This window comes from Flavobacterium sp. ASW18X (assembly GCF_005144745.1).
Classification (GTDB): Bacteria; Bacteroidota; Bacteroidia; order Flavobacteriales; family Flavobacteriaceae; genus Croceivirga.
In genome coordinates this window covers 1-23,697 of record NZ_SWKK01000004.1, presented here as the reverse complement: position 1 = coordinate 23,697, position 23,697 = coordinate 1, and the positions used below count along the sequence as shown (strand labels likewise).

Annotated in this window: 16 protein-coding genes; 7 read left to right on the top strand and 9 right to left on the bottom strand. The window is 37.8% G+C overall.

The window, feature by feature from the left end; genetic code table 11:
- The first annotated feature begins 87 nt into the window (after positions 1 to 87).
- The 5 genes from rplS to FBT53_RS02795 all read left to right on the top strand — a co-directional run bounded on the left by rplS (position 88) and on the right by FBT53_RS02795 (position 6,813).
- A complete protein-coding gene (rplS, locus tag FBT53_RS02815; RefSeq protein WP_136949657.1) occupies positions 88 to 438 on the top strand; it encodes a 50S ribosomal protein L19 in 351 nt (116 codons plus the stop codon).
- Between the two features lie 593 nt (positions 439 to 1,031).
- Positions 1,032 to 3,248 carry an NADP-dependent isocitrate dehydrogenase gene (locus tag FBT53_RS02810; protein ID WP_136949656.1) on the top strand — a complete coding sequence of 739 codons (2,217 nt, stop codon included), beginning with the start codon at positions 1,032 to 1,034 and terminating at the stop codon, positions 3,246 to 3,248.
- 80 nt (positions 3,249 to 3,328) lie between these two features.
- Positions 3,329 to 4,144, top strand: a complete 816-nt coding sequence (locus tag FBT53_RS02805; protein ID WP_136949655.1) for a DUF4249 family protein — start codon at positions 3,329 to 3,331, stop codon at positions 4,142 to 4,144.
- 14 nt (positions 4,145 to 4,158) lie between these two features.
- Positions 4,159 to 6,552, top strand: a complete 2,394-nt coding sequence (locus tag FBT53_RS02800) for a TonB-dependent receptor (protein WP_136949654.1) — start codon at positions 4,159 to 4,161, stop codon at positions 6,550 to 6,552.
- A gap of 24 nt (positions 6,553 to 6,576) precedes the next feature.
- Positions 6,577 to 6,813, top strand: a complete 237-nt coding sequence (locus tag FBT53_RS02795; protein WP_136949653.1) for a DUF6095 family protein — start codon at positions 6,577 to 6,579, stop codon at positions 6,811 to 6,813.
- On the opposite strand, the gene FBT53_RS02790 is transcribed toward FBT53_RS02795, so the two are convergent.
- Entirely contained in the window at positions 6,810 to 7,490 is a 681-nt protein-coding gene (locus tag FBT53_RS02790) for a DUF4294 domain-containing protein (protein WP_136949652.1), read from the bottom strand. The genes FBT53_RS02795 and FBT53_RS02790 overlap by 4 nt on opposite strands.
- A gap of 101 nt (positions 7,491 to 7,591) precedes the next feature.
- Here FBT53_RS02790 and FBT53_RS02785 point away from each other — a divergent pair, with 101 nt between their 5' ends.
- Both FBT53_RS02785 and FBT53_RS02780 read left to right on the top strand, forming a co-directional pair.
- A complete protein-coding gene (locus FBT53_RS02785; protein ID WP_080318504.1) occupies positions 7,592 to 8,680 on the top strand; it encodes a M42 family metallopeptidase in 1,089 nt (362 codons plus the stop codon).
- A 6-nt stretch (positions 8,681 to 8,686) separates the two neighbouring features.
- On the top strand, positions 8,687 to 9,241 hold the full coding sequence (locus tag FBT53_RS02780) for an NUDIX domain-containing protein (RefSeq protein WP_136949651.1): 555 nt from the start codon (positions 8,687 to 8,689) through the stop codon (positions 9,239 to 9,241).
- Positions 9,242 to 10,150: 909 nt separating this feature from the next.
- Here the strand turns inward: FBT53_RS02780 and FBT53_RS02775 are convergent.
- From FBT53_RS02775 to FBT53_RS02740, 8 genes are all read right to left on the bottom strand, one after another.
- Positions 10,151 to 10,459, bottom strand: coding sequence for a type II toxin-antitoxin system RelE/ParE family toxin (locus tag FBT53_RS02775; protein ID WP_080318506.1), 309 nt, complete (start codon positions 10,457 to 10,459; stop codon positions 10,151 to 10,153).
- A complete protein-coding gene (locus FBT53_RS02770) occupies positions 10,459 to 10,695 on the bottom strand; it encodes a type II toxin-antitoxin system ParD family antitoxin (RefSeq protein ID WP_080318507.1) in 237 nt (78 codons plus the stop codon). The genes FBT53_RS02775 and FBT53_RS02770 overlap by 1 nt, the downstream gene beginning before the upstream one ends.
- An 831-nt stretch (positions 10,696 to 11,526) precedes the next feature.
- On the bottom strand, positions 11,527 to 12,912 hold the full coding sequence (gene hisS, locus FBT53_RS02765) for a histidine--tRNA ligase (RefSeq protein WP_136949650.1): 1,386 nt from the start codon (positions 12,910 to 12,912) through the stop codon (positions 11,527 to 11,529).
- An 80-nt stretch (positions 12,913 to 12,992) separates the two neighbouring features.
- Entirely contained in the window at positions 12,993 to 13,466 is a 474-nt protein-coding gene (locus tag FBT53_RS02760) for a DUF6495 family protein (protein ID WP_136949649.1), read from the bottom strand.
- A gap of 462 nt (positions 13,467 to 13,928) precedes the next feature.
- The gene (locus tag FBT53_RS02755; RefSeq protein WP_136949648.1) at positions 13,929 to 14,657 is read right to left on the bottom strand and encodes an NADAR family protein; all 729 of its coding nucleotides are present in this window, start codon (positions 14,655 to 14,657) and stop codon (positions 13,929 to 13,931) included.
- 2 nt (positions 14,658 to 14,659) lie between these two features.
- Positions 14,660 to 20,320 (bottom strand): fibronectin type III domain-containing protein, encoded by a 5,661-nt coding sequence (locus FBT53_RS02750; RefSeq protein WP_136949647.1) that lies wholly within the window; start codon positions 20,318 to 20,320, stop codon positions 14,660 to 14,662.
- Positions 20,321 to 20,324: 4 nt separating this feature from the next.
- Complete coding sequence (locus FBT53_RS02745; protein ID WP_136949646.1) at positions 20,325 to 22,778, bottom strand: hypothetical protein; 2,454 nt, start codon at positions 22,776 to 22,778, stop codon at positions 20,325 to 20,327.
- Between the two features lie 65 nt (positions 22,779 to 22,843).
- The coding region (locus tag FBT53_RS02740; protein ID WP_136949645.1) for a T9SS type A sorting domain-containing protein at positions 22,844 to 23,697 on the bottom strand (854 nt) is incomplete at its 5' end.

Genomic DNA, 23,697 nt, shown 5'->3' with positions numbered 1-23,697 from the left:
ATTTGAACTAATTTTGCACTCGCATAATTGCAACCTCTGACGATATCCGTGTAAGTTGCTCTTAGTAAACCATCTAAAAAGATTAAAATGGAGTCTTTAATAAAATTTGTAGAAGACGAGTTTGTAACAAAAAAAGAGTTCCCTAATTTCAGTTCTGGTGATACCATCACTGTGTATTATGAAATTAAGGAAGGTGAAAAAACCCGTACTCAGTTCTTTAGAGGTGTAGTAATCCAAAGACGTGGTTCTGGAGCTACAGAAACTTTTACTATCAGAAAAATGTCTGGTACTGTTGGTGTAGAGCGTATCTTTCCAATCAACATGCCTGCCTTACAGAAGATAGAGGTGAACAAAAGAGGTAAAGTACGTAGAGCAAGAATCTACTACTTTAGACAACTTAGAGGTAAAAAAGCAAGACTTAAAGAAATTCGTTCTTAAGACTACGCTAGCACAAATACAAAAGCACTCCATTGGGGTGCTTTTTTTATGAACAATTGTTAATTTTAACAGTTTATAACCAGTTGATTTCTAAAGTGTTAAAATTACAATTTGCATTAAATTAATTAGTACATTAGTATGGTTGTTAAGGATATAGCCTTACATTTTATTAAAAGTTCACGTTCTTTTATTTAAATGATGTTCAGCTTATAAAGAATGCCTGAGGTGTTAATCACATTCTAAAAAGTAATTGAATTACTACAATTAATTAGTTATTTACTTTGTGTGCAGACAAGTCGGGTAAAGACATGTTTTGACAGAGTTAGGTGAGCTGCAACAGTATTGATAACAGCAATCTAACAACGCATATCAATACCTAAAAACGTAGAAATACACACCAAAAGTGCTATGGCTCTTACCAGGACCGTAATACTATGGTAAAGTGTTTTCTAAAAAGCCATGTTAAAGTATTATACATTAACATGGCTTTTAACATTTATAGCAGCTTTTGTACCATATTTTTAGGGATTTCGCAGCATTTTACAAGGTGTTAAAATCGTATATTTGCTCCGCTTAAAATTAAAATATTTTAAATGGCAAAAATACTCTACACTAAAACTGACGAAGCTCCCGCTTTAGCAACCCAATCATTTCTTCCAATCGTAAAAGCTTTTACTAAATCTGCCGATATTCAAATTGAAACCATGGATATTTCCTTGGCAGGTAGAATTATTTCTGCTTTTCCTGAGTTTTTAAAAGAAGACCAACGCATTTCTGATGATTTAGCTAGCCTTGGTGCTATTGCTAAAACACCAGAAGCTAACATAATTAAACTTCCTAATATCAGTGCTTCAATTCCACAGCTTACAGAGGCTATAGAGGAATTGCAACAAAAGGGATTTGCACTGCCAGACTACCCTGCAGCACCTAAAACCGCTGAAGAAAAAGACATAAAGTCTCGCTATGACAAAATTAAAGGTAGTGCTGTTAATCCTGTTCTTAGGGAAGGAAACTCTGACCGTAGAGCTCCTAAGGCAGTAAAAAATTATGCCAAAAAGAACCCACACAAAATGGGCGCATGGAGTAGTGATTCTGCTACTCACGTTGCCACTATGGGGCAAGGAGACTTCAGGTCTAATGAGCAGTCTACAACCTTAGAAAGTGCAACCACTGTACAAATTGTATTAAAAAATAGCAATGGTACAACTGTTCTAAAGGATAACCTTTCCATTTTAGACAAGGAAATCATAGATGCTACCGTAATGAGTAAGGCGGCATTGGTAAGCTTTTTAAAGCAAGAAATTGCAGACGCAAAGGAAAAAGGGTTATTGTTATCCCTTCACCTTAAAGCGACCATGATGAAGGTGAGTGACCCAATTATCTTTGGTCATGCTGTGGAAGCCTTCTTTTCAGATGTTTTTGCACAATATCAAGATAGTTTTAAAGAAGCCGGTATTTCTCCAAATGATGGTTTAGAGAGTTTGTTTGATAAACTAGAAAAACTGCCAGAAGACCAACAAAAAGCTATTGAAAATGCGATTACAAGCGCTATCGAAAATGGACCCGATTTAGCCATGGTAAATTCTGACAAGGGGATTACCAACCTACACGTGCCTTCTGATATAATTATTGATGCATCTATGCCTGCTATGATTAGGAATAGCGGTAAAATGTGGAATAAGGCAGGAGAGTTGCAAGATACCAAAGCTATAATTCCAGATAGCAGCTACGCAGCCGTTTACCAAGCTACAATCGAATTTTGTAAAAAAAATGGGGCGTTTGATCCTACTACTATGGGTACAGTGCCCAACGTAGGCCTAATGGCACAAAAGGCAGAAGAATACGGTTCTCATGATAAAACATTTGAGCTAGCAGAAGCAGGTACCGTTCAAGTAATAGATACAACAACAGGTAACGTACTTACAGAGCACGCTGTAGAAGCAGGTGATATTTGGAGAATGTGCCAAGTAAAAGATGAGCCTGTAAAAGACTGGGTAAAATTGGCGGTTACTAGAGCTAGAGCCACCAATTGGCCAGCTGTTTTTTGGTTAGATGAAAATAGAGCTCATGATGCTGAGCTTATTAAAAAAGTGAACCAATACCTACCAGAGCATGATACTTCTGGGTTAGAGATTCATATTCTATCGCCATTAGAGGCTACCAAATTCACGCTTAAACGCATGAAAGAAGGTAAAGATACCATCTCTGTTTCTGGTAACGTATTAAGGGATTATTTAACAGATTTGTTTCCAATTTTAGAAGTAGGTACTAGCGCAAAAATGCTTTCCATTGTTCCTTTAATGAATGGTGGTGGTTTGTTTGAAACTGGTGCTGGTGGTTCTGCTCCTAAACATGTGGAACAATTTATGGAAGAAGGCCACTTACGATGGGACTCTTTGGGCGAATTTTTAGCGCTTGGTGTTTCTTTAGAACATTATGGCGAAAAAAATAACAATGAAAAAGCATTGGTATTAGCAGATACTTTAGATAAGGCTACGGAAAAGTTCTTGGAGAATGATAAATCACCTTCTAGAAAAGTTAACGAATTGGACACTAGAGGCAGTCATTTTTACCTTTCGTTATATTGGGCACAAGAGCTAGCTACTCAAGATAAAAATGAAACTTTAAAAAGCCTATTCTCTCCGATTGCGCAGGAATTAACTGCGCAAGAAGCTACCATTCATCAAGAGTTATTGGCTGCACAGGGTAAAACGGTAAATATTGGTGGTTATTACTTGCCAAATAATGAACAAGCCGCTGCAGCAATGCGACCAAGTGCTACGTTAAACAGCATTCTAGCAAAGTTATAAGCATTTTATGCTTTAAATAAGTGTTAATCATGGGTAACTATGGCTTCCTTTAGTTAATTTAGGCAGCAATTTAGTTACCCATGATTATTAAAAAAATCACTCCAATCCTCTTTCTAGCGTTCTGCTTAGTAGCCTGTGAGGACACCATAGATGTAGATTTAGAAACTACTGAACCTAGATTGGTCATAGATGCTATTATTGGTTATAATGACAATGATGGGGAACCCGTTACTATAGGCGAAGTAAAACTAACGCTAACTACTGCTTTTTTTGATGAAGAAGTTCCTATTGCTAGCGGTGCCGAAGTTGCCCTTATTGATGAAAGCACCAAGACCTCTTATCCTCTAACTGAAAACGAACCTGGAGTTTTTAGAGACGGTATTCCTAATTTAGAATTTAATACGGAATACACACTCCGTGTAGTATACCAGGGCGAAACCTATGAAGCAACAACGCAACTGATGCGTACGGGCACCATTAATAGTGTCACCCAAGGAGATGGCTACCTGTTTGATGAGGAAGAGGAAACCGAAGTAATTGTAGATTTTTCTGATGTTATTGGGGAGCGTAATTATTATTTATTTGCCTTCGGATTTAACAATTTTCTCGTAACAGATGATGAGTATTACATTGATGAAGGTTTAAAATTTTCTTATTACTATGAAGAAGTGGAACCGGGAGACTTGTTGACGATAACTCTTTTAGGAATAGACAAAGATTTTGCAGATTATACAGAACAAATTTTAACCCAATCAGGAGAAGATGGGAGCGGCGGCTTTGGCATACCACCAGCAAATGTTCGTGGCAATTTTTATAATACTACCAATCCAGAAAATTATGCATTTGGCTATTTTGCCATAAGCGAAGCTGAGGTAGCTTTAATCCGAGTTCAATAATGCAAACCCCTTCTATGCGTATCAGAAATCGTAAAGCCAACCTTAATTTTCTTTTTGTCTTTATACTTTTTACTTCTTTTTACTCACTCACGGCACAAGAAAAATATACGTTAAGTGGTGTTATTAAAGAAGCGAGTAGCAATGAAACTTTAATTGGTGTCACCGTTGCAGTGCCAAGTCTAAATACAGGTACCGTTACCAATGAATATGGTTTTTATTCCTTAACACTTCCACAAGGCAGTTACGATGTTATAGTGTCTTACATGGGGTTTAAAGAAGAATACTTAACCTTGGAACTATCTAAAAATACCAAGATGGACTTTTCCCTTACAGAAGAGGCAGAGCAATTGGCAGAGGTTATTGTATCAGAAGATGTAGAACGCATGGATGTCCGTAAACCCCAAATGAGTGTTAATACTTTATCCGCAGCTACCATTAAAAAAGTACCTGTTGTTCTGGGAGAAGCAGACGTTATTAAATCTTTAGTTTTACTCCCTGGGGTAACTAATGCCGGTGAAGGTGCTTCTGGTTTTAATGTAAGAGGTGGTGCAGTAGACCAAAACCTAATTCTGTTAGATGAGGCAACTGTATTTAACTCTTCGCATTTATTCGGGTTTTTCTCGGTATTTAATCCCGATGCTATTAAAGATTTAAAATTATACAAAGGAGGTATCCCAGCGCGCTATGGTGGTCGAGTTTCTTCTGTATTAGATATTTATCAAAAAGAAGGCAATAGCAAAGAATTTAAAGTAAGTGGCGGTATTGGTGCCGTAGCAAGTCGATTATTACTAGAAGGTCCTATCAAAAAAGATAAAACTGCCTTTTTAATTGGCGGTCGTTCTTCTTATGCGCATTTATTTTTACCGCTGTTTGATATTAACAATAAGGCCTACTTCTATGATGTTAATACCAAGATCAACCATCGTATTAATGATAATAATAGCCTTTACCTTTCTGGCTACTTTGGCAGGGATTTATTTAGTTTTAATGAAAGTTTTATCAATGTATATGGTAATGCTGTAGGTAATCTGCGTTGGAATCATTTGTTCAGTGATAAGCTATTTTCTAACTTATCATTAATCTATTCTGACTATTATTATGGCCTAGAACTAGATTTTGTTGGTTTTGAATGGGATTCTGGCATACACAATTTTAATGTGAAGTACGATTTAAAACATTACTTAAACAATAACTTACAAATCAACTACGGATTAAATAATATTTATTATGTTTTTAATCCAGGGGAAATAGCACCAAACAATCCAGATTCTGGCATTATAGAAGACCAGTTAACCAAAAAATACGCAAACGAAACTGCGGGTTATATAGATATAGAACATCAAATCACTACTAACTTATCTCTTAACTATGGTTTACGGGTCAGCCATTTTAACCGTATGGGGCAAGAAGAATTTTTTGTTTATGAAAATGACCATGCTGTTGTGTTTGATGAGCGTCAAGGCATATACAAAGAAGCCACTCCCATAGATACCTTAACACTAGGCAGAGGTGGCAGTTTGTCCAAATTCACCAATTTTGAACCTAGATTATCACTAGCGTATACGCTCAATGAGCAATCCTCTATAAAAACCAGTTACACACGCTTAGCACAATACTTACATTTATTATCTAATACCAGCTCACCTACCCCTTTAGATGTATGGACGCCTAGTGGACCGTTTGTAGACCCCCAATTGTTAGACCAATTTGCTATAGGGTATTTTAGAACGATTAATGAAGGAGAATACACTTTAGAAGTAGAAGGTTTTTATAAAGACATACAAAACCGTATAGATTATATAGATGGGGCAGACTTAATTGCAAATAACGCTATTGAACGCGTAATCCTAAATGGAGACGCAAGGGCGTATGGATTAGAATTTTTATTAAGAAAAAATGAGGGCGATTTAACCGGTTGGTTGTCTTACACCCTTTCTCGTTCTGAGCAACGTGCGCAAGGAAGAACAGCTGTTGAAACTGGTATTAATAATGGTAACTGGTACCCTACTGCTTATGACAAAACACACGACCTTTCTTTAAATGCCAATTATCAATATAATGATAAATGGTCTTTTGGTTCTAACTTTATATTTCAAACGGGGCAACCCACCAATTTTCCAATAGGGCAATTTCAACAACAAGGTTTAGTTATCCCTATCTATGGAGAGCGTAATCAAACCCGCTTACCCAGCTACCATCGGTTAGACCTTTCTGCTACCTTAACCCCAAGAAAAAACAAGAATAGAAAATTACAGGGCGAGTGGGTTTTTAGCATTTACAATGTGTACAACAGGCGTAATGCGGCATCCATTAACTTTAGTAGAAATGAGGATAACGGCCGTAATGAAGCTACACGAACTGCCATTTTTGGATTAGTACCTAGCATCACCTACAATTTTAAATTCTAACCATAGCTTCCGTAACTTTGCAGGATGAGAAGAACAGATAAGGATTTATTGGTAAAAGGGTTAAAATCATTCTTAAAAACAGTAGGTCTTATGTTTTTAGCTCCCTTTGTGCTATATCAAGCTTTTAAAAATACAGGTCACCCGTTTTACATTCCTGTATTAATTGTGGGTATAATTTTAGCTATTGCAGCTGTATACATGGGTTTTAGGTCTGTGCAAATAGTAATGGATGCTGTTTTTGGCAAAAAACCTAAATCCTAGTTGCTTTCGGTAGGTTTGGGCGCGTTTTTCCACTTATTGCTAAGTTCTGCATAATCATAGTCCAACACAGATTTTTGTCTTTTAAGTTGATTAGCCGCAAAAGCCCGTTGTAGAATATCTTCAATAAGGTAATCCTCGTGCCTTTCTTCCGGTATAAATTCTTCTTTTAAGCTAATGTTAAAGGCACTTGCTGTGGTATTGTACCAGAAGGCGCGCCAACCGTTGCGGAGTTCTTTAACCAAATCAAATGCGGTACTACCTGTTTGCCTATGGATGAGCTTTACTAAAATCTGCCCTTCTGTACGGGTTAGTTTCTTTAATTCGGCAGAAAATTCGCCCTCAATATATTTTTGTACTTCTTTAGTATATTTCTTTTTATGTCTCTTTTTGGTAATCTTTCCCAAACTATCGTTTAGTTCTACCAAGCGTTCCGCAGCTAGTTTAGCGTACGGATAGACCTTTATTGTTTTTCGTCTTAAAATATAGTACCGTAAACGCTCTTTTTTATCATCAAACTTTAGCTTACCAAAAATATACACATCGTCTAATGCAATGGTTCCTAACCACGTAGTGTCTCCTTGCATACGCACATAATATTCTGTGGAGTCTATTTCTTTCTGCTGTGCAAAAAGGAACATTCCATAGAACAATGCGATAAATGGTACTAACTTTTTCATATAAAAAATAATACAAAAACCTTACCAAAGGTAACGATTAGAAACAGCGTGTATTATTAAATCCTCTTTAAATTGCTAAGTTTGTATTGAAATTTAAAACTATGGCAGAGAAAAGCATACTTACCGAAAAGTCGTTAGCATTTTTTGAGAAATATCTAAATAATGCTTCCCCTACCGGTTACGAATGGGAAGGGCAAAAAATATGGATGGATTACCTAAAGCCGTACGTAGATGAGTTTATCACAGATACCTATGGTACTGCTGTTGCGGTTATAAATCCAGACGCAAAATACAAGGTGGTTATAGAAGGCCATTCTGATGAAATATCTTGGTACGTAAATTACATTACCGATAATGGTCTTATTTATGTGATTAGAAATGGCGGTAGTGACCACCAAATTGCACCGTCTAAATGGGTAAACATCCATACCAAGAACGGTATTGTAAAAGGCGTTTTTGGTTGGCCGGCCATTCACACTCGTAAAAACGAAAAAGAAGAAGCCCCAAAAGTTGATAATATATTTATAGATATAGGTGCAAAAGACAAAGAAGAGGTAGAAAAAATGGGCGTACACGTGGGTTGTGTAATTACTTACCCAGACGAATTTCAAGTGCTGAACAATGATAAATTTGTGTGCCGGGCCATTGATAACCGTGCTGGCGGATTTATGATTGCAGAGGTGGCTCGTTTGTTACACGAAAATGGGAAAAAACTACCTTTTGGATTGTACATAACCAACTCCGTACAAGAAGAGATTGGCTTGCGTGGTGCAGAAATGATTACCCAACGCATTAAACCTAATGTGGCTATAGTTACAGATGTAACGCACGATACCACTACGCCAATGATTGACAAGAAAACCCAAGGCGAAACCCATATTGGCAAAGGCCCTGTAGTTTCCTATGCGCCTGCGGTACAACAGAAGTTGCGCGACTTAATTTTAGCCACTGCGGAAGAAAAGAATATCCCGTTCCAAAGACAGGCTTCTTCTAGATATACCGGCACGGATACCGATGCGTTTGCCTATAGCAATGGTGGTGTAGCTTCTGCATTAATCTCTCTACCCTTACGCTACATGCATACCACGGTAGAAATGGTGCATAGAGACGATGTAGAAAACGTGATAAAACTGATTTACGAAACCCTATTGAACATTAAAGATGGGGAAACCTTTAGTTATTTTGAGTAGTCTTTTATGGACGAATTGATAGATATATTGCATGAAGACGGTTCCCCAACGGGAACCGTTTTGCTTAAGTACGAAGCGCACCAACGTGGACTTTTCCACCCTACGGTACATGTATGGTTTTATACCAACCGAGGTGAAGTTTTGCTACAACAACGTGGAAAAAACAAGGCCACCCATCCCCTACTTTGGGATGTTTCCGTTGCGGGGCATATTGCCGCTGGTGAAGCGTATAAGGTTGCCGCTGTGCGGGAAGTTATAGAGGAGATTGGATTAACGATTAAACCTGAACAGTTAGAGAAAATTGCCGTTGTAAAAGCGATGCATACCCATTCTAATGGCATACAGGATAACGAATTTCACCAGGTGTATTTATGTGCGCTTACCGTACCCCTATCCCAATTGACCAAACAAGAATCTGAGGTTGATGCGTTACAATTAAAACCGCTCTTGAGGTTTGCAGAAGAAACATGGGGGCTTGCACAGATGAATGTCTACGTGCCCCATGGCTCCGATTATTATAAGCTGATTTGTAAAGAAATACAGGCTCGACTTAAACGATAGTTGTTCGTTTTTCGTTTTTCGTTTTTCGTTGATAGTTAAGTGAATGAATTTACTAAGACCTTAGAGTACATACGGCTCTTCGTACTTCGTACTTTTTAATTCTAACAAGACTTCTCAGTCAAAGCTTCACTTTTCTTATCGAAATGACACTATAAATTTTTTACAAACAAGATGCTGAAACAAGTTCAGCATGACGAATACAGACGGCACTTAATACTTTGTACTTCGTCCTTGTTACTTCCGAAAAGATTTCTCAGTCTAACATTAATGCATTAAAAATGAATATTCCGCGTATCCACAACCGTCGGTATGCAGTACTAATGAGCGAAATAGCGAAAGTGCGTTTCGAACTTGTTCGAAAAAGAGCATGCAGCCTTGAGAGCGAGTGTTGCGTAGCAAGTACCCCATACAGACTTGTTTTTTTGTTTCATTTTGTATCAAGACAAAAGAAAAAAATAGAATGAGATATCAGTCGTAGCGCTGCTACAACTATCGAAATGACACATTGCAGGTATTCGATAATACTTTTAGCTTTTAACTAATCACTTCTAACTTCAAAACAGACCCCTCAGTCCTTCGGACAGCTCCCCTTACTAAAGGGAGCACCTGTATTCGTTTTTTAAACAGATTTCTCAGTCATAGCTACGCTATTCTTATCGAAATGACACCATAAATTTCCCTAAAACGAGATGCTGAAACAAGTTCTGCATGACGGATACAGACAATACTTTATAATCTTCAATTTCTACTCAGTACTTTACCCTTCCTACTCAGTACAGCACTATTTGAAAACTAGCGCTAGTTGGGAGTATTGTCTTCGACCAAATTGATTAATTCTTCCAATTGATGGGTTGTAACTAGGTTTTGTCTTTAAGATTTTTTTTTATTTCAAATAATTTGCTACTTCCGTTATTTAATAAATTTAGGAATATCCTTTCTACCATGTAATACTCTTGCAATCAAAATATGATTTTCATGTATCTCATAAAATACAATATGCTCATTTTCAATAATGCTATAAATACCTTTTTTTATTTCATTTCGCTCTCTTCCGAGATTGGGATTTTTAACCAGTTGTTCAAATAAATTTTCAAAATCAGATAAATATTTAACTGCTTTATTAAATCCGAATTCAGCTTCTGAATAATCAAAAATTTCATCTAAATCTGAATCTGCATCTTTGGTTAACAAGAATAATTTAAGTTTGTGGGAGGTCATCAAGCCGTTTTCTTGGATTTGCGTTTTGCATCGATAATATCTTTTACCGATCTTTTGCTAATACCACTGCTTAAACCCTTTTCAATTTCAGCCCTTAAATCTGCAATAACCTTTTCACGATAAATCTCGTGCAATCGTAGCGCATCCCTGATTACTTCGCTATTGTTCTGGTACTCACCTGAAGCTACTTGTTTGGCAATGTACTCTTCCTGTTTTTTAGTGAAACTTATGTTCATTTTTTAAGGCTTTGATAACTTAAAGATATTTATTTTAATGATATTTAGCAAATATGGATATAAATACTTTTTTTAAGCTAATCCTGCTAGCACTAGTTTGTAACTAATACCCACAAGGGTAAGCTAAATATTCTGACTTACTAAAAATAAATTAGTTTATACAATCCACAAGCAATTATAAACTTTTACAGCCTGAAGTCACATAACAGGGTATTGCTTACTAGGTAGCGTAACCATTACAGGCGTTTACTTCAATTACTCGAACGCTAGCAGGTGGGTGAGATGCTGAAACAAGTTCTGCATGACGCATACAGATTACTTAATACTTTCTACTTCGTACTTTTCACTTTTAGCTAATCACTTCTAACTTCAAAATAGACCCCTCAGTCCTTCGGACAGCTCCCCTTACCAAAGGGAGCACCTGTATTCATTTTTTACACAGATTTTTCAGTTAAAGCTACGCTATTCCGTTCGAAATGACACCATAAATATCTTAGAAACAAGATGCTGAAACAAGTTCAGCATGACGAATACAGACGACACTTAAAACTTTGTACTTCGTACTTGTTACTTCCAAACAGATTTCTCGGTCATAGCTTAGCCATTCTATCGAAATGACACCATAAATTCTTTAGAAACGAGATGCTGAAACAAGTTCTGCATGACGAATACAGACCACTTAAAACTTTATACTTCGTTCTTATTACTTCCAAAAAGATTTCTCAGTCAAAGCTTCGCTATTCCGTTCGAAATGACACATGGCAGATATTCGTTAGTACTTTTAACCTTTAACTTTAAAAAAGTCTCGACTGCGCTCTGCCGGACAACAATTTACCCTTGCTTCACCTTAGTAACAAAAGCTTCCAAATCGGTAAGGCTATAGTTAGTTTGCTCGCCTTTGGCCATGTCTTTTACAGTAAATTCGCCTTGGGCAATTTCACTTTCACCCAAAAGAATAACATACGGTACATTGCGCTTATCGGCATATTTAAATTGTTTTTGCATTTTGGTTGCAGACGGATACAAATCTGCACGCAAACCATGACCACGCAATGCCGTAACCAAACGCAATGCGGCACGACCTTCTTTTTGTCCAAAATTTAGGCATAATACATCTAAAGACTGCTCCATGGCTTTTGGAAACAAATCCAGCTCTTCTAACACCAAATAAATACGGTCTAGACCAAAAGAAATACCAACACCACTCACATCTTTAAGTCCAAAAATACCGGTAAGGTCGTCATAGCGGCCACCACCACCTATAGACCCCATTTTTACGCCTTCTGGTGCAGCTACTTCAAAAATAGCTCCCGTATAATAATTCAATCCCCGGGCCAGGGTAACATCTAGTTCTAGCTTGGCAGACTTAAGCCCTAACTCGGTCACGGTTTCTAGAATCTCATCTAGCTCTGCCACACCTTTCATCCCCACTGCAGATGTTACCAACAAATCTTTTAGTTGGTCTAATTGCTCTGCTGCGGAACCTTGCATATTAAAAAGCGGTTGTGCTTTGGCAATTGCAGCGGCGGAAATGCCTTTGGCCAACATTTCTTCTTTTACTTTTTCTTCGCCAATCTTATCTAACTTATCCAAAGCCACGGTAAAATCTACCAGTAGGTGTTGTGCGCCAATAACCTCCGCTATACCAGACAACACTTTTCTGTTGTTTAGTTTAATGGTAGTACCCGTAAGCCCTAAATCTGTAAAAACAGCATCGTACAACTGTACAAACTCCACCTCTTGTAGCAGGCTGTTGGCACCCACCACATCGGCATCGCACTGGTAAAACTCCCTAAACCTACCTTTTTGCGGTCTATCTGCCCGCCAAACCGGCTGTACTTGGTAGCGTTTAAATGGAAAATCTATCTCGTTCTGGTGCATTACCACATACCGCGCAAACGGTACCGTAAGGTCATACCGCAGGGCTTTCTCCGTAATTTTAGGTGCTATGGTACTGCTATTTTTAGAGCTGTACGTAACATCATCAACTTTAGAAATAAAGTCGCCCGAATTTAAAATCTTAAAAATCAGACGGTCGCCCTCTTCTCCATACTTGCCCAAAAGAGTATCCGAATTCTCAAAACTTGGTGTTTCTATGGGCATAAACCCAAAGGTTTCAAAATGCCTTTTTATGGTTTTGATAATGTGGTTACGCTTAGCGACCTCTACTGGAGAAAAATCGCGAGTTCCTTTAGGTATGCTTGGTTTTTGGGCCATAAGTTGTATTTAAAATGCAAATATAAGTTGCCATGGCCGCCCTGCCAAAGCTGGACTAGGCCGACCGTTTATTTCAATATTTAGTTTTCTATAATAGCATCGAACCATTGGTACAATTCCCCTTTGGTTATGACTGCCCCTTGTTTAATAAGCTCAAACTTATCTACATTTTTATCGTGGCTGTATGCTTTGGATGCGGTGAGGTATTCTACAAAGTCTGATTGCCAGTTCTTTTTAAACCAACCAAAACCTTCTTTGGTGCGCAGGTCTATTTCTGGATTCATCACTTTTACGGAAATCAGTTTCATCTCTTTCTCTTCTAAATGAAACAGATGCATGTGGCGTTCCGATATGTTTTCTAAATAGTTAACCTTGTTTAAAACCCCTTCCCAGATTAAATCGCTAAACACATCTAGCTCCTCTTCTGCTACTGCAGGCTTGTCTTTTTTTAATTGCTCCCACTCCATTGCGGTGATGCTCTGGGTTGCTAAAAAGTTGATAAACTCTTGGTGTAGCTCCTCTAACTGCTCTTTAGTGAGTCTTCTGTATTTCATGGTTGTATTGCTGCTGTACTAAATTGGCTGCAAAAATACGGAAAGTTGTGTTTTGTTTGGGTGTTGGGTTGATGGACAATCGTTTTTCGTTTTTCGTTTTTCGTTTTTCGTGGATAGAAGTAAAGTGAAAAAATGAATTTGCCAAGGGATTTAATAACATATGGCAATTTTTACTTACTAAGAGGTCTCGACTGCGCTCGACCAGACAGCAATAGCAATTTATGAAATAGAAATTCTCATTACTACAACACTAAGATGCTGAAACAAGTTCAGCATGACGAATACAAACAGTGCTTTTTACTTTGTACTTTCTACTCAGTACTTTACCCTTCTTACTTGGTACGGCACTAGTTATAAACTAGCGCCAGCTGGGGGTATTCTGAAAAGGAAAAAGCGAAAGAGAGTCGCTGATTATTACCATTGACCATTTTATCAAGGCTGCTAAAATTAATTTGAGGTAGACTAATACATCCCCATAAACTCCATACGTAAAAGAGTAAGTATTTCTCCTAAGAGATTTTTACCCTCCCAAGTCTCTCTTTGCTGAGCCTTAGGATCATCAGCAACTAACCCAATTCCCCATATCTGATCATTCGGAGCTGCCTCTACAAGTGTAGTTCCAATCGTGTCAGTTAAAACATCCATTAAATGTGGAGCTTGACTAAACTTGGCTTTGTTAGCTGCATATATCACATTACTACGATGATATTTCCAAATATCATCATCATAGTTTTTGACTTGTCGACCAAGCTCCTTAAGCTTTCTCGGGTTAGAGGTGTTTAGTATTTTATCTGCAATCTCTCTATCCAAAAAAATGATTGCCTTATGATACATCATAAATTGCTCAGCAGAACTAAACTCCAACTCATTGGGCAAGCTACTCTTTAAATACTCTTTTTGTTGCTCATAAATTCCCTTATGAAAGGATACATCCGAAGATTTAAATAAGGATTTATGCCATTGAGAAAAGGGGCTTTTCGTCTCCCAAAAAAATGTAAATTGAGTTTCATCCCTTTCCCTAATTGCCTTAATTAGCTCTCTATCTTGCCAATTGTAATAACTTAATTTTTCTAACGGTATATTCTTATTTAAAGCATCTCCAATAAGCTCCTCTTTTGATTCAGAACCAATATCCCTTCTATTTACAAAAAAGGTTTGTGCATTAAGTATTTCAATATCTTTTTCACTCATTATTACTCAGATAGCTTGATTAAATACCTGATAGAACCATCAGTATTAGTGGACTTTATTACATCTAAGATTTCATAATCTTGATTATTTGACAAAATTACTTCCTCTTGCACCAACCTGTCAGGATGATTTTTAGGACCTAAATTTTTACCGTAATCTGATATGTCATCAATATCAACACCTCTCCTTGATGTTATTTCAAACATTACTTCAGCATTATTAGGTGACTTAAACCTTTGAATAAAATCTTCTGCTACATCTGCATTCTTTGAAGTTGAAAGTAATGGCGGTTCATTTACTCTTGGAGTAATTCCTCTTGCGCCCCCCTCGTTATAAACAATAACATACTTTTCAATGATTTCTGATTCTGGTCGGTTACTCCCTCTAAAAACTTTTCCTTGATAACCTTTGGTCGGTCTCAATTTGTCTAATCCTGAGTTTACTAAATCTATCCACTCCTGTTGTTTCACAGTTAATGTACCTGTATATGCTCCTTTAGTTAACTCGAAATTATTAACAGTATATCGGTGAATCGCAGTAACTTCTGCGTCACTAATATCACTTACATACTTTAATAGATCATTCTTTTTAAGAGCATCAAATGATTCGAGCCACTTAATTTCGGTACTAAAAGAAGTATTCTGTAGCACCTTCCAACTATCAACCAACTGCGGTTTCCCAGCTATGGTGGCCAGTTTATCGGCATCTGCAGCAAAATCATCAATGAACTTATGGGCGTCTTCTAAATCTAAAACTTTATTTAATAGCGCTCCTTTTTCTTGATCCGTTAAAGTAGTTGTTAGATTTAAATTATCCAAAAGCTGGTCTACTTTATTGCTATAATTAGCTGGTAAACTATTTTTTAGAGAGTTTACTAGGTCATTTAAATCAATATCTACTTCTACGTAATATTTAATACCATTACTTTCAACTACTTTTATAGTGGTTTCTTTAAAGGTACCATCTTGTTGCAGTACCGGTAATTGAATTTCATCTAAAATTGTCTCAGTTTCTTCAAGATTAATGGTATTTGGAACTTTATCTATCTCCATTTCCAAACCATCTTGTAGTATTTTTGCGATTGTTTGGTTATCCAGTAATAAATCGTTGCCATCTACCTTTATGCTAACCTCATTTAAATTCCTTAATATTCTTTTAGCAATTCTTGTGGCTATTCTTATGGATTTTTGTGAGAGCGCACCTGCCTTTGAGAGTATAGTGGCCATATTACCGCTACCGCCAGAAACATAGGCAATTGCCAATTCTGAAACTATCTGAAAAACTATTTTACCTTGTTGGTATCTTGCTACACTATTTTTAGCTGCAACTGTTTCCCAATAATCACCAAGTTCTTGCTGTAAAGACGCAAATACAGCATCTCTCATTTCTTGATTTTCAGGATCTGTTAGATCTTTTAGAAAGGTTAAAACAGTAATAAACTCGTCTCTAGTTGCTTGATATTCGGCTTTACGACTCGTGAAGGATTCAGAAGTATTGTTGCCTACCCAATTTTGCCACTCCCTATATTTTTCTGGCGCATTGGTTTTTAAGCTTTCAATCAATTTTTTAAAACTATCAATAGCGGTATCTTCGGCATAATTAGCAACCCCATCAATAATTAATTGATTTACTATTGCACTTATTTTAAATAATTCTAAATATTCTTGATATTCACTCTGAACAGTATAATAGCCTTGTAGCCGTGGCAAATTGGTTACAATGTCAGATAGTGTTGTAATCAACCTTGTAACTTCTGCTTCTATTTCCTCCTCTGGTAGAAAAGCTAAACCTTGTGTATACGCTTCTGACAACTGTTGAAGTTGATTCACCAACTCAACCACATCCTTAACAGCCATAAGACCGCCATCTGTAACCCCAGACATAAATGCTGGATCAAACTTGCTATAGTATTGAATGCCTTCATCTATACCATACCACATACATCTGGGTACAAAACTATCTGTTGATTGAAAAGTATTTGTAAAGGATACGGTACAATTAAAAACATCTTGCCATGTTTTAAAACTAAAAGCGTGCTTACCGCCAAGCATAACTTTTATATGCAGATTTTTGGTTTTTAATTGCTCTTCTGTAAATCTGCTAACATAACCATCAACAGCATTCTTGAACTCTATTGCTAACCCGGTCGTAGACAAATCAAAATCAACCGTATTTTCAGTAGATGAAGTATCGTCATCAGCGGTTGATAAAAATCCCATTATACGCACTTGCCCCAGCTTATTCAAATTTTGAAACATCGATTCCAAGTGTGCAAAATCTGGGTGTTGGTATTGTATGTACTTGTAAAGAACCTTTAAATCATCGGATTTTAAACAATTGAAAACATCTTGTACCTGAGTTATTTCTTCAATGTCATTTTGAGCTAATAAATTTACATCTTCATCGTAGGCCTTTTTTGCCAAATGGATGAATGATTTGATGTTTTTATCCGAGACATTACCATATGTTGTTCCATTGCGATCACCTATAAAAGTAGCGCTCAGCAATTTATTTCCGTTACAACCAAGGTTTTCATCTACATAACCGTAATAGGCTCTAATATTTGAATCGGCTAGGGTTGTGGTAATAAGGTCTTTGTATTTGGTATTGTTTTTATTAAAATCTGCATAATAACCTAAAAAACGTTTGGAACTTTTACCCTGCCCTGCAACGTATCTCTCATTTGCAATGGTAAAAGCATGTAGAAAGCCACTTAAAAAGGATACATCTACCGCTGTGTTAGGTAGCGTAAATAAAACTCCAGCTGGGGTAATAAATGTATAGTTTTCGATATCCGCACTTAAATTGGCTATGGAGAAATCTTGACTGGTTACAAATTCCCAAGGTTCGTACTCCCCATCCTCCTCATCTTGGAAGGTGTAAAATTTAAGGTCTGGGTTGTGTATTTGTGCCCAATGCATGTGGGGCAAGCCGGTGCCTCCGTTATAATCCATTAACCAATCGGTAGCGTTTTCCATATCGCTGCCGTATTTTGCAAATGGGTGTTGTAAGGCAAAAATGCCATGGCCCATTTCGTGCGCCAATACTTTGCCTTTATCGCCACCTTTCCCTTCTTCTTCTCCTGAGCCAGAGAACACAAACCCAAATTGGCGTTGTAGTGGCATAAAGCCGGCAATGCCCGTAGCGGCAGGTATATCATTAAACACCAAAATATAATAGGTATCCCTATTGTAATCTGGATGATTTTTAACCTTATTTATTAGCATTTTTTGCTCCGCATTATATGCCGCTGCAAATGGGCTGTCCCCAACATCTAAACTACCGCCCAATTCTTCAGCAGTTATGCTTATTTGTAAAGGCTTTGCAAAATTTACTTGGGCTACACCTTGGTTAAAAATTTGGTCTATGGTATCTTGGTAATTATCTAATTGGGCATTATTTACCGCTACGAGTGCTACGTCTACACTGCGCTCCGTTAAATGCCAAAGGGTAAACGCCCCTGCGGTAAGTTGCTTGGTAGTATCTTGCTTAGAGGTAACTACGGCATAAATAGTCTCACTCTCTAAGGTGTAATGCCCATTTAATTTTAAATAGGTTTCTCCATTTACAACGTCTTTGGTTACCGTTTCGCCTTGCTTGGTCTTAAAAATAAGGTCTTCTGCGGTGTAGTCATTACCCGTTACCGCTATGTTTGCTAAAATTTGAGTGTCTGCACCTTTTTTTACCGCATGGTGGGTTAGTACATAGTCTTTGCCTTCATAATCTTTTATTATAGTATACTCTTCTTTTAAGGCAGCATTAGCACCACTTGGCATACGGTCCATACCGTAAGTGCCCTTGGTGTTAAAGGTTACTTTTATGCCAGGTGCTGTTAAAGATTCTATCTCACCTCTGTTATTAACCCCAGAAACATTGTCTGCATTTACTATTCCCCCGGAGTCTTTAATACCACCCTTGGTAACATTACCTGCTGCATCTACGTGGTACACGTTTCCTTCAGAATCGGTAATTACCATATCGTCTCCAAGAGGTTCGGTAACGGTGGCGCCATTGGCGGGGTTGGTTATAACAACGTTACCGTCTTGCACCTTAATAGCCGTGGTATCTGCTATAGGGAAGTTTACGGTTATTTCGTCTAAATCGTTATCCCCTTCAAAAAACTCACCCACTTGCTCCGCTATAGTGTCTATGGTATCTATGACTTCATCTATATCTAAAATACTGCTATTTTCATAATCATACACCGTACGTACACTACCCTCTGCTAACTGGCTGTCTGTATTTACCAACACATTGGTAAACTCTACGGCTACTTTTAAGTTTCGCAAATAGGGAATCCGTACAAAGCCCGTACCGGTAAAACGGCCATTGCTACCACTTGCGGTTTCTACGGTAACCGGGAAATCCCCAGCTACAAAGCTTTCCCCAGGACTTAAACTCGCTAATGGATTGGTGTTTTCTACAGAAAAATTAGGGTCTATACCACACTCGTACAAACTATCTTCTTCATTTTCTAGTGCGGTGGTAAATTCATCTACAGGGGTAAAATCACTTACCACAATACCACAACTTTTGGCAATTTGGTACTCGTAGGTGGTCCCTGCTGTAAGATCCCAAAGGGTTGTTGTATTGCTCGTAGTTTTACTATAAAACCACTCGTTGTTCTCCCCTTCTTTTTTACGGTAACGTATGGTATATTCTGGTACGTCAGTAGAAAAATCTGTCCAATACAGGTTAACATTAGACTTACCTTTAACTTCATAAGTTACGCCTTCTGGTAAACCACACTCCCCTGCGTAGCTAAAACTATAGATTTCTGAGTGCCCTTGGTTCTTAAATAACCCTATTTCTTCCGTACCCTGCAAGGCTTTTGCCGTTACCCGCCAAGCATAGCGCTTACCAGATAATAGGAGTGGGTCTGCGGGGCCATAAACGTAGTTGGTACTATTGGTTGTAATACTAAAAACAGGTGGCGAAGACAAAAATGCTTGCTGTGGGTCTACTTGGTTATCCCACACTTCTACAATATCTAGCTGGTATTCCACATTGGTCACGTTAAGGTGTCTTGGCGTCCATTGAAATACAATATTTTGTGGATTTTTTTCCTCTACATGGGCACGGTTGTATGGCATTACCAACAAAGGAGGTTCATTCTGGAAAACAATAGCTGCAGCACAGGTACGCGCAGACAAGGCATTGCCCGTGAGCACATCTATAACTTCATAACATACACTATACGAACCTTCTGCCAATACTTTACCATAGGCATTGCCAGAAACACCGCTAATATTCTCGAACTGAAAATAAGGCGCTAAATCCGTTTGTGTTAAAACTAAAGGCACCCCACCATCTAAAAATAAAGGTGCTGCGCCATTTACTATGGGGTTGCTTTGGAAAGAAAGTCCGTTACCATCAAAATACATGCGTAACCGTACTTCTCTATTAGAGATAGAAAAATCATTCAACAACAATTGTACCCGTAACGGCCCATTGGTAACAGATGCATCTGCATATTCTGATAAGTATATGGGCGGCGGGGGGGTTACCTGTGGTATCACTTGTACAGGATAGCCTTGTGCATTTGTTGCCCAACCACTCAGTAAAAGTCCCCATAACAATGCCATGAATCCTAGCTTGGTATTACCCAAGAAGCTACTACTACATTTTAGCATACTTCTTAATATGTTGTTGTACTTTTCCATAAGGTTAATTCTTATAGGTATATTTTAATATAAAAGCCTCTGGGTCTACCAGTTGTAACGACTTTTTATAATAGTAAATGTTCATTTCTCTTTCTAACCAAGCTGTTAGTATACTTTCATCTCCAGACTGTTCTAAGGTCTCCTTGGCTTTGATAAAAAACTTGTCTTTAAAGCGCTTTAAATGCCCATCCATACCTTTTACGGCATAGACATTGGTGTATTTTTCTAAATCTTGCTGCATCCAACGGTAACCCACCAATTTTTCTAACCGGTCCTTATGATGCAATTTTAATTTACGGTATGCTGGCAATAACTTTAATTCTTCAATCTGTAAACCAATACTATCCTTACCATGCAATGGATGACTTATTAAATCTGATTTTGCCAAGACCATGTCTTCTTCCAAGTTTAAATCGCGCTGGTTAAACTCAGCCTTGGTTTTACGGATTGCATTGAATAAACTGCGGTTAAACAATTCTTCAAAATCCTTAAAATCATATAGTTTAGACAAGAAATCGAGTGCTTTTTCTTTGTACTTACCACTTTTGGTCTCTTTTTTAACAATTGTTAAATCTAAAATCAAAGCCTCTTTTTCTTTTTCGGGGATAAAACGAAACTGTTCGCTATTAAATACATCTGATAATTGTGTATTTACTTCTGCTATGCTGCCACTATAGGTAACGTTACGGAACCTAAAACTAACATAGTTGCGTTCTTTTTTTATCCGCTCGCTTTTGTTCCACTTAAGGTCTAACCTAAAATTATCAAAGGTATAGGTATAGCCTAAAGAAAGGGTAACATCGTTCCCGGTGCTTGTGCTACTATTTCTAGTGAGGTATAAGGCTGAGAAATTAAAATTGTGCTTTTTAAACCAAGTATAGCCGCTGTTAAAGCGAATATTGAAAACCGAGTTGTCTTGATTGCCATTGGTGAATGAGGTATTGTAACTAGAAGATAAATTGGTTCTTAACCGCTTATCAAAAAACTGTTTGCCTACAGAAAGTGTAGGGCCTAGAATCATATTATCATCTATACCACCAGTAGTATTGTAAGATACGTTACCTGCCAATGCTATTTTAAGTTGATGCGGCATAAAACCCCACGTATGGGCTATTGCTGCATTGTAAAAAGAAGATTTACCGCCATCTATGGTCTCTCCCTCTTGTTGATTGTCAGATGTTTGGTAGACCAAATTAATGCTTGCATTGTGTTGTTTGGTTTCTGATTTTTTTGTGGCAACGTTTAAGCCAAAATTGGCGTTTTGCGAAATTTGACGGTAATTTAAAGTGTCTACATTATCTAATTGCCCTACTTGGTTGATATAGTCAAACTGGTCCCGTATGTTGGTGTATGATTGAAAATTACTGTAAGATGCATTCATACTCACTTTTTCCGATGCATTTAACCCAACATTAAAGGCACTTACAATGCGTTGCAGCTGTGTGTTCTTACTTTTATCTAGGTTATCTTGTTGTAAACCTGCATTGGCAGCAACATTTAATTTACCATTGAATAAGGTTTGCGAAGCATTAACGGTGATATTTTCCAAATCATTATTAAAGAAATAAGCTCCCAAGGTTTTATATTCCGGGTCTATACGCTCGTAACCAACCCCCAAAGTTCCATTCCCTGCTGGGTATGTTATATTGGCATTTATTGCGTTGTAATAATTGGTGGTAATGTTTTCATCTAACAAAAAAGATAACATACCTGCCGTTGGTCTAGCCGTAGCTTGTCTGGTATCTTCTGTTATACCAGAAACAGCATACTCTATATGCAACCTTGCTTTATCAAATAATTTAAAGTCAGATTCCAAGGATACTACCGTATTCTCTTTGGGTTGTACGCCAGTTTCTATAGGTATGGGATTGGTTAAAGAATTGATATCATCTTTAGCCCTAAAAATTATAGCCCCAAATTGGGCAAATTCAAATTCATACGATGTTTTAAGCCCGTACCCCATTCGTTGATATGCTGTTTGTGCTTGAGGTTCTTCTGGATTATACTCTGTAGGTCTTAATAAACGCCCATACATAGCACTAATCTTAAATTTCCCTTCTGGATTTAACTCTAATCCTGCCCCAGTAAATTGATGCCCTGCCAGTGTATATGGTGAAAATGTCATCGCTACGTCTCCAAAATGACCTGTAATCCATTTGTAAGAGGGATGAAAACTAAACCGGTTAAATTTGAATGGATTGGGAAAATCAAATTCTTGATTAGAATAACTAAAGGATAATGGAATATTATATACCCCAGCTACATTAAAGTTTAAGTTACCATTTAAATAATAGGTAAAGGGTTGCCTATTGGCTGTACCATCATAATAAATACCATTTGCGGATATACCACCATTATAACGCAGCCATTTTTCTTTACCTAGCTGGTCAAAATTGATGCTTTGCGCAAAAACAAATGATGAGCACATCATAAAAATTAGTACTAGTGTTTTACTCAAGTTGGTTGGTTTAATTGCTTTAATCTTCCGCTTTACTACGGATAAATGGTTCTATTTTATATCAATTAGTTTTTAATCACTTTTCTTAGGTATTTTCCATACGGGGTTTCTATGAGTACAGCGTATATGCCTGCGGGTTCAGAGCTGATATCCATTGCCATTTGGTAATAATCTTCTCCCCCTACCTTTTCTGCTGCTATAACACGGTTGTTGGCTAGGTTGAATACCTTAACCGATACGTTGGCTACCTCTGTTAGCCCTACTTCTACTGTGAAACTACCGGTAGTAGGGTTAGGATAAGCTAAAAACTCATCTACCCGCTTTTGATACCCATCCGTACCCTCGCCGCTAACCGTTTGGTCTTTTTCTAATACCAATATAGTCTTGTATTGGAATGCCGTACATGGTCCACGGTAAGTAATCATTCCTATCTCATACTCCCCGGGCTCTTGAAACAAGAAAGCTACCTGGTCTTGGTCTTGCTCCAATAACTCCGCCTTTTCTGGTAATATCCATTCTACACGGTCTGGGAGTGGATAACTGATGTCTACTGCCATGATGCTCTCATCGGTAAAGGCTTGGGTAGATAATGCTAGTTCTGCACTTATATCTTGCGCTACCGTGGTTATGGTAACCGTGCCGCTGGCTGTACAACCTAGTGGAGTGCTTACTGTGGCGCTATAGGTACCGGCTTGGTCTAAATCTACTATGGGCGAGCTGCTGCTAAATCCTGTGTCGGACGTCCACTGGTAGATGGCGCCTTCTGCTTCTGTGCTAATATCGTAACTCACACCTTGGTCTCTACACAATACTACGTCTTGCCCCAAGTCTACCGTGAGTAATGGGGGGTTAACCAACTCATACGTGCGGGTTTCTGTTCCGCTTGCAAAACCACTTATCGTTACCGTGTAAAAACCTG

What these genes read in the sequence shown, in the direction of transcription:
- rplS (WP_136949657.1), top strand. Translation starts at nt 88, where the DNA reads ATGGAGTCTTTAATAAAATTTGTAGAAGACGAGTTTGTAACAAAAAAA.
- FBT53_RS02810 (WP_136949656.1), top strand. Translation starts at nt 1,032, where the DNA reads ATGGCAAAAATACTCTACACTAAAACTGACGAAGCTCCCGCTTTAGCA.
- FBT53_RS02805 (WP_136949655.1), top strand. Translation starts at nt 3,329, where the DNA reads ATGATTATTAAAAAAATCACTCCAATCCTCTTTCTAGCGTTCTGCTTA.
- FBT53_RS02800 (WP_136949654.1), top strand. Translation starts at nt 4,159, where the DNA reads ATGCGTATCAGAAATCGTAAAGCCAACCTTAATTTTCTTTTTGTCTTT.
- FBT53_RS02795 (WP_136949653.1), top strand. Translation starts at nt 6,577, where the DNA reads ATGAGAAGAACAGATAAGGATTTATTGGTAAAAGGGTTAAAATCATTC.
- FBT53_RS02790 (WP_136949652.1), bottom strand. Translation starts at nt 7,490, where the DNA reads ATGAAAAAGTTAGTACCATTTATCGCATTGTTCTATGGAATGTTCCTT.
- FBT53_RS02785 (WP_080318504.1), top strand. Translation starts at nt 7,592, where the DNA reads ATGGCAGAGAAAAGCATACTTACCGAAAAGTCGTTAGCATTTTTTGAG.
- FBT53_RS02780 (WP_136949651.1), top strand. Translation starts at nt 8,687, where the DNA reads ATGGACGAATTGATAGATATATTGCATGAAGACGGTTCCCCAACGGGA.
- FBT53_RS02775 (WP_080318506.1), bottom strand. Translation starts at nt 10,459, where the DNA reads ATGACCTCCCACAAACTTAAATTATTCTTGTTAACCAAAGATGCAGAT.
- FBT53_RS02770 (WP_080318507.1), bottom strand. Translation starts at nt 10,695, where the DNA reads ATGAACATAAGTTTCACTAAAAAACAGGAAGAGTACATTGCCAAACAA.
- hisS (WP_136949650.1), bottom strand. Translation starts at nt 12,912, where the DNA reads ATGGCCCAAAAACCAAGCATACCTAAAGGAACTCGCGATTTTTCTCCA.
- FBT53_RS02760 (WP_136949649.1), bottom strand. Translation starts at nt 13,466, where the DNA reads ATGAAATACAGAAGACTCACTAAAGAGCAGTTAGAGGAGCTACACCAA.
- FBT53_RS02755 (WP_136949648.1), bottom strand. Translation starts at nt 14,657, where the DNA reads ATGAGTGAAAAAGATATTGAAATACTTAATGCACAAACCTTTTTTGTA.
- FBT53_RS02750 (WP_136949647.1), bottom strand. Translation starts at nt 20,320, where the DNA reads ATGGAAAAGTACAACAACATATTAAGAAGTATGCTAAAATGTAGTAGT.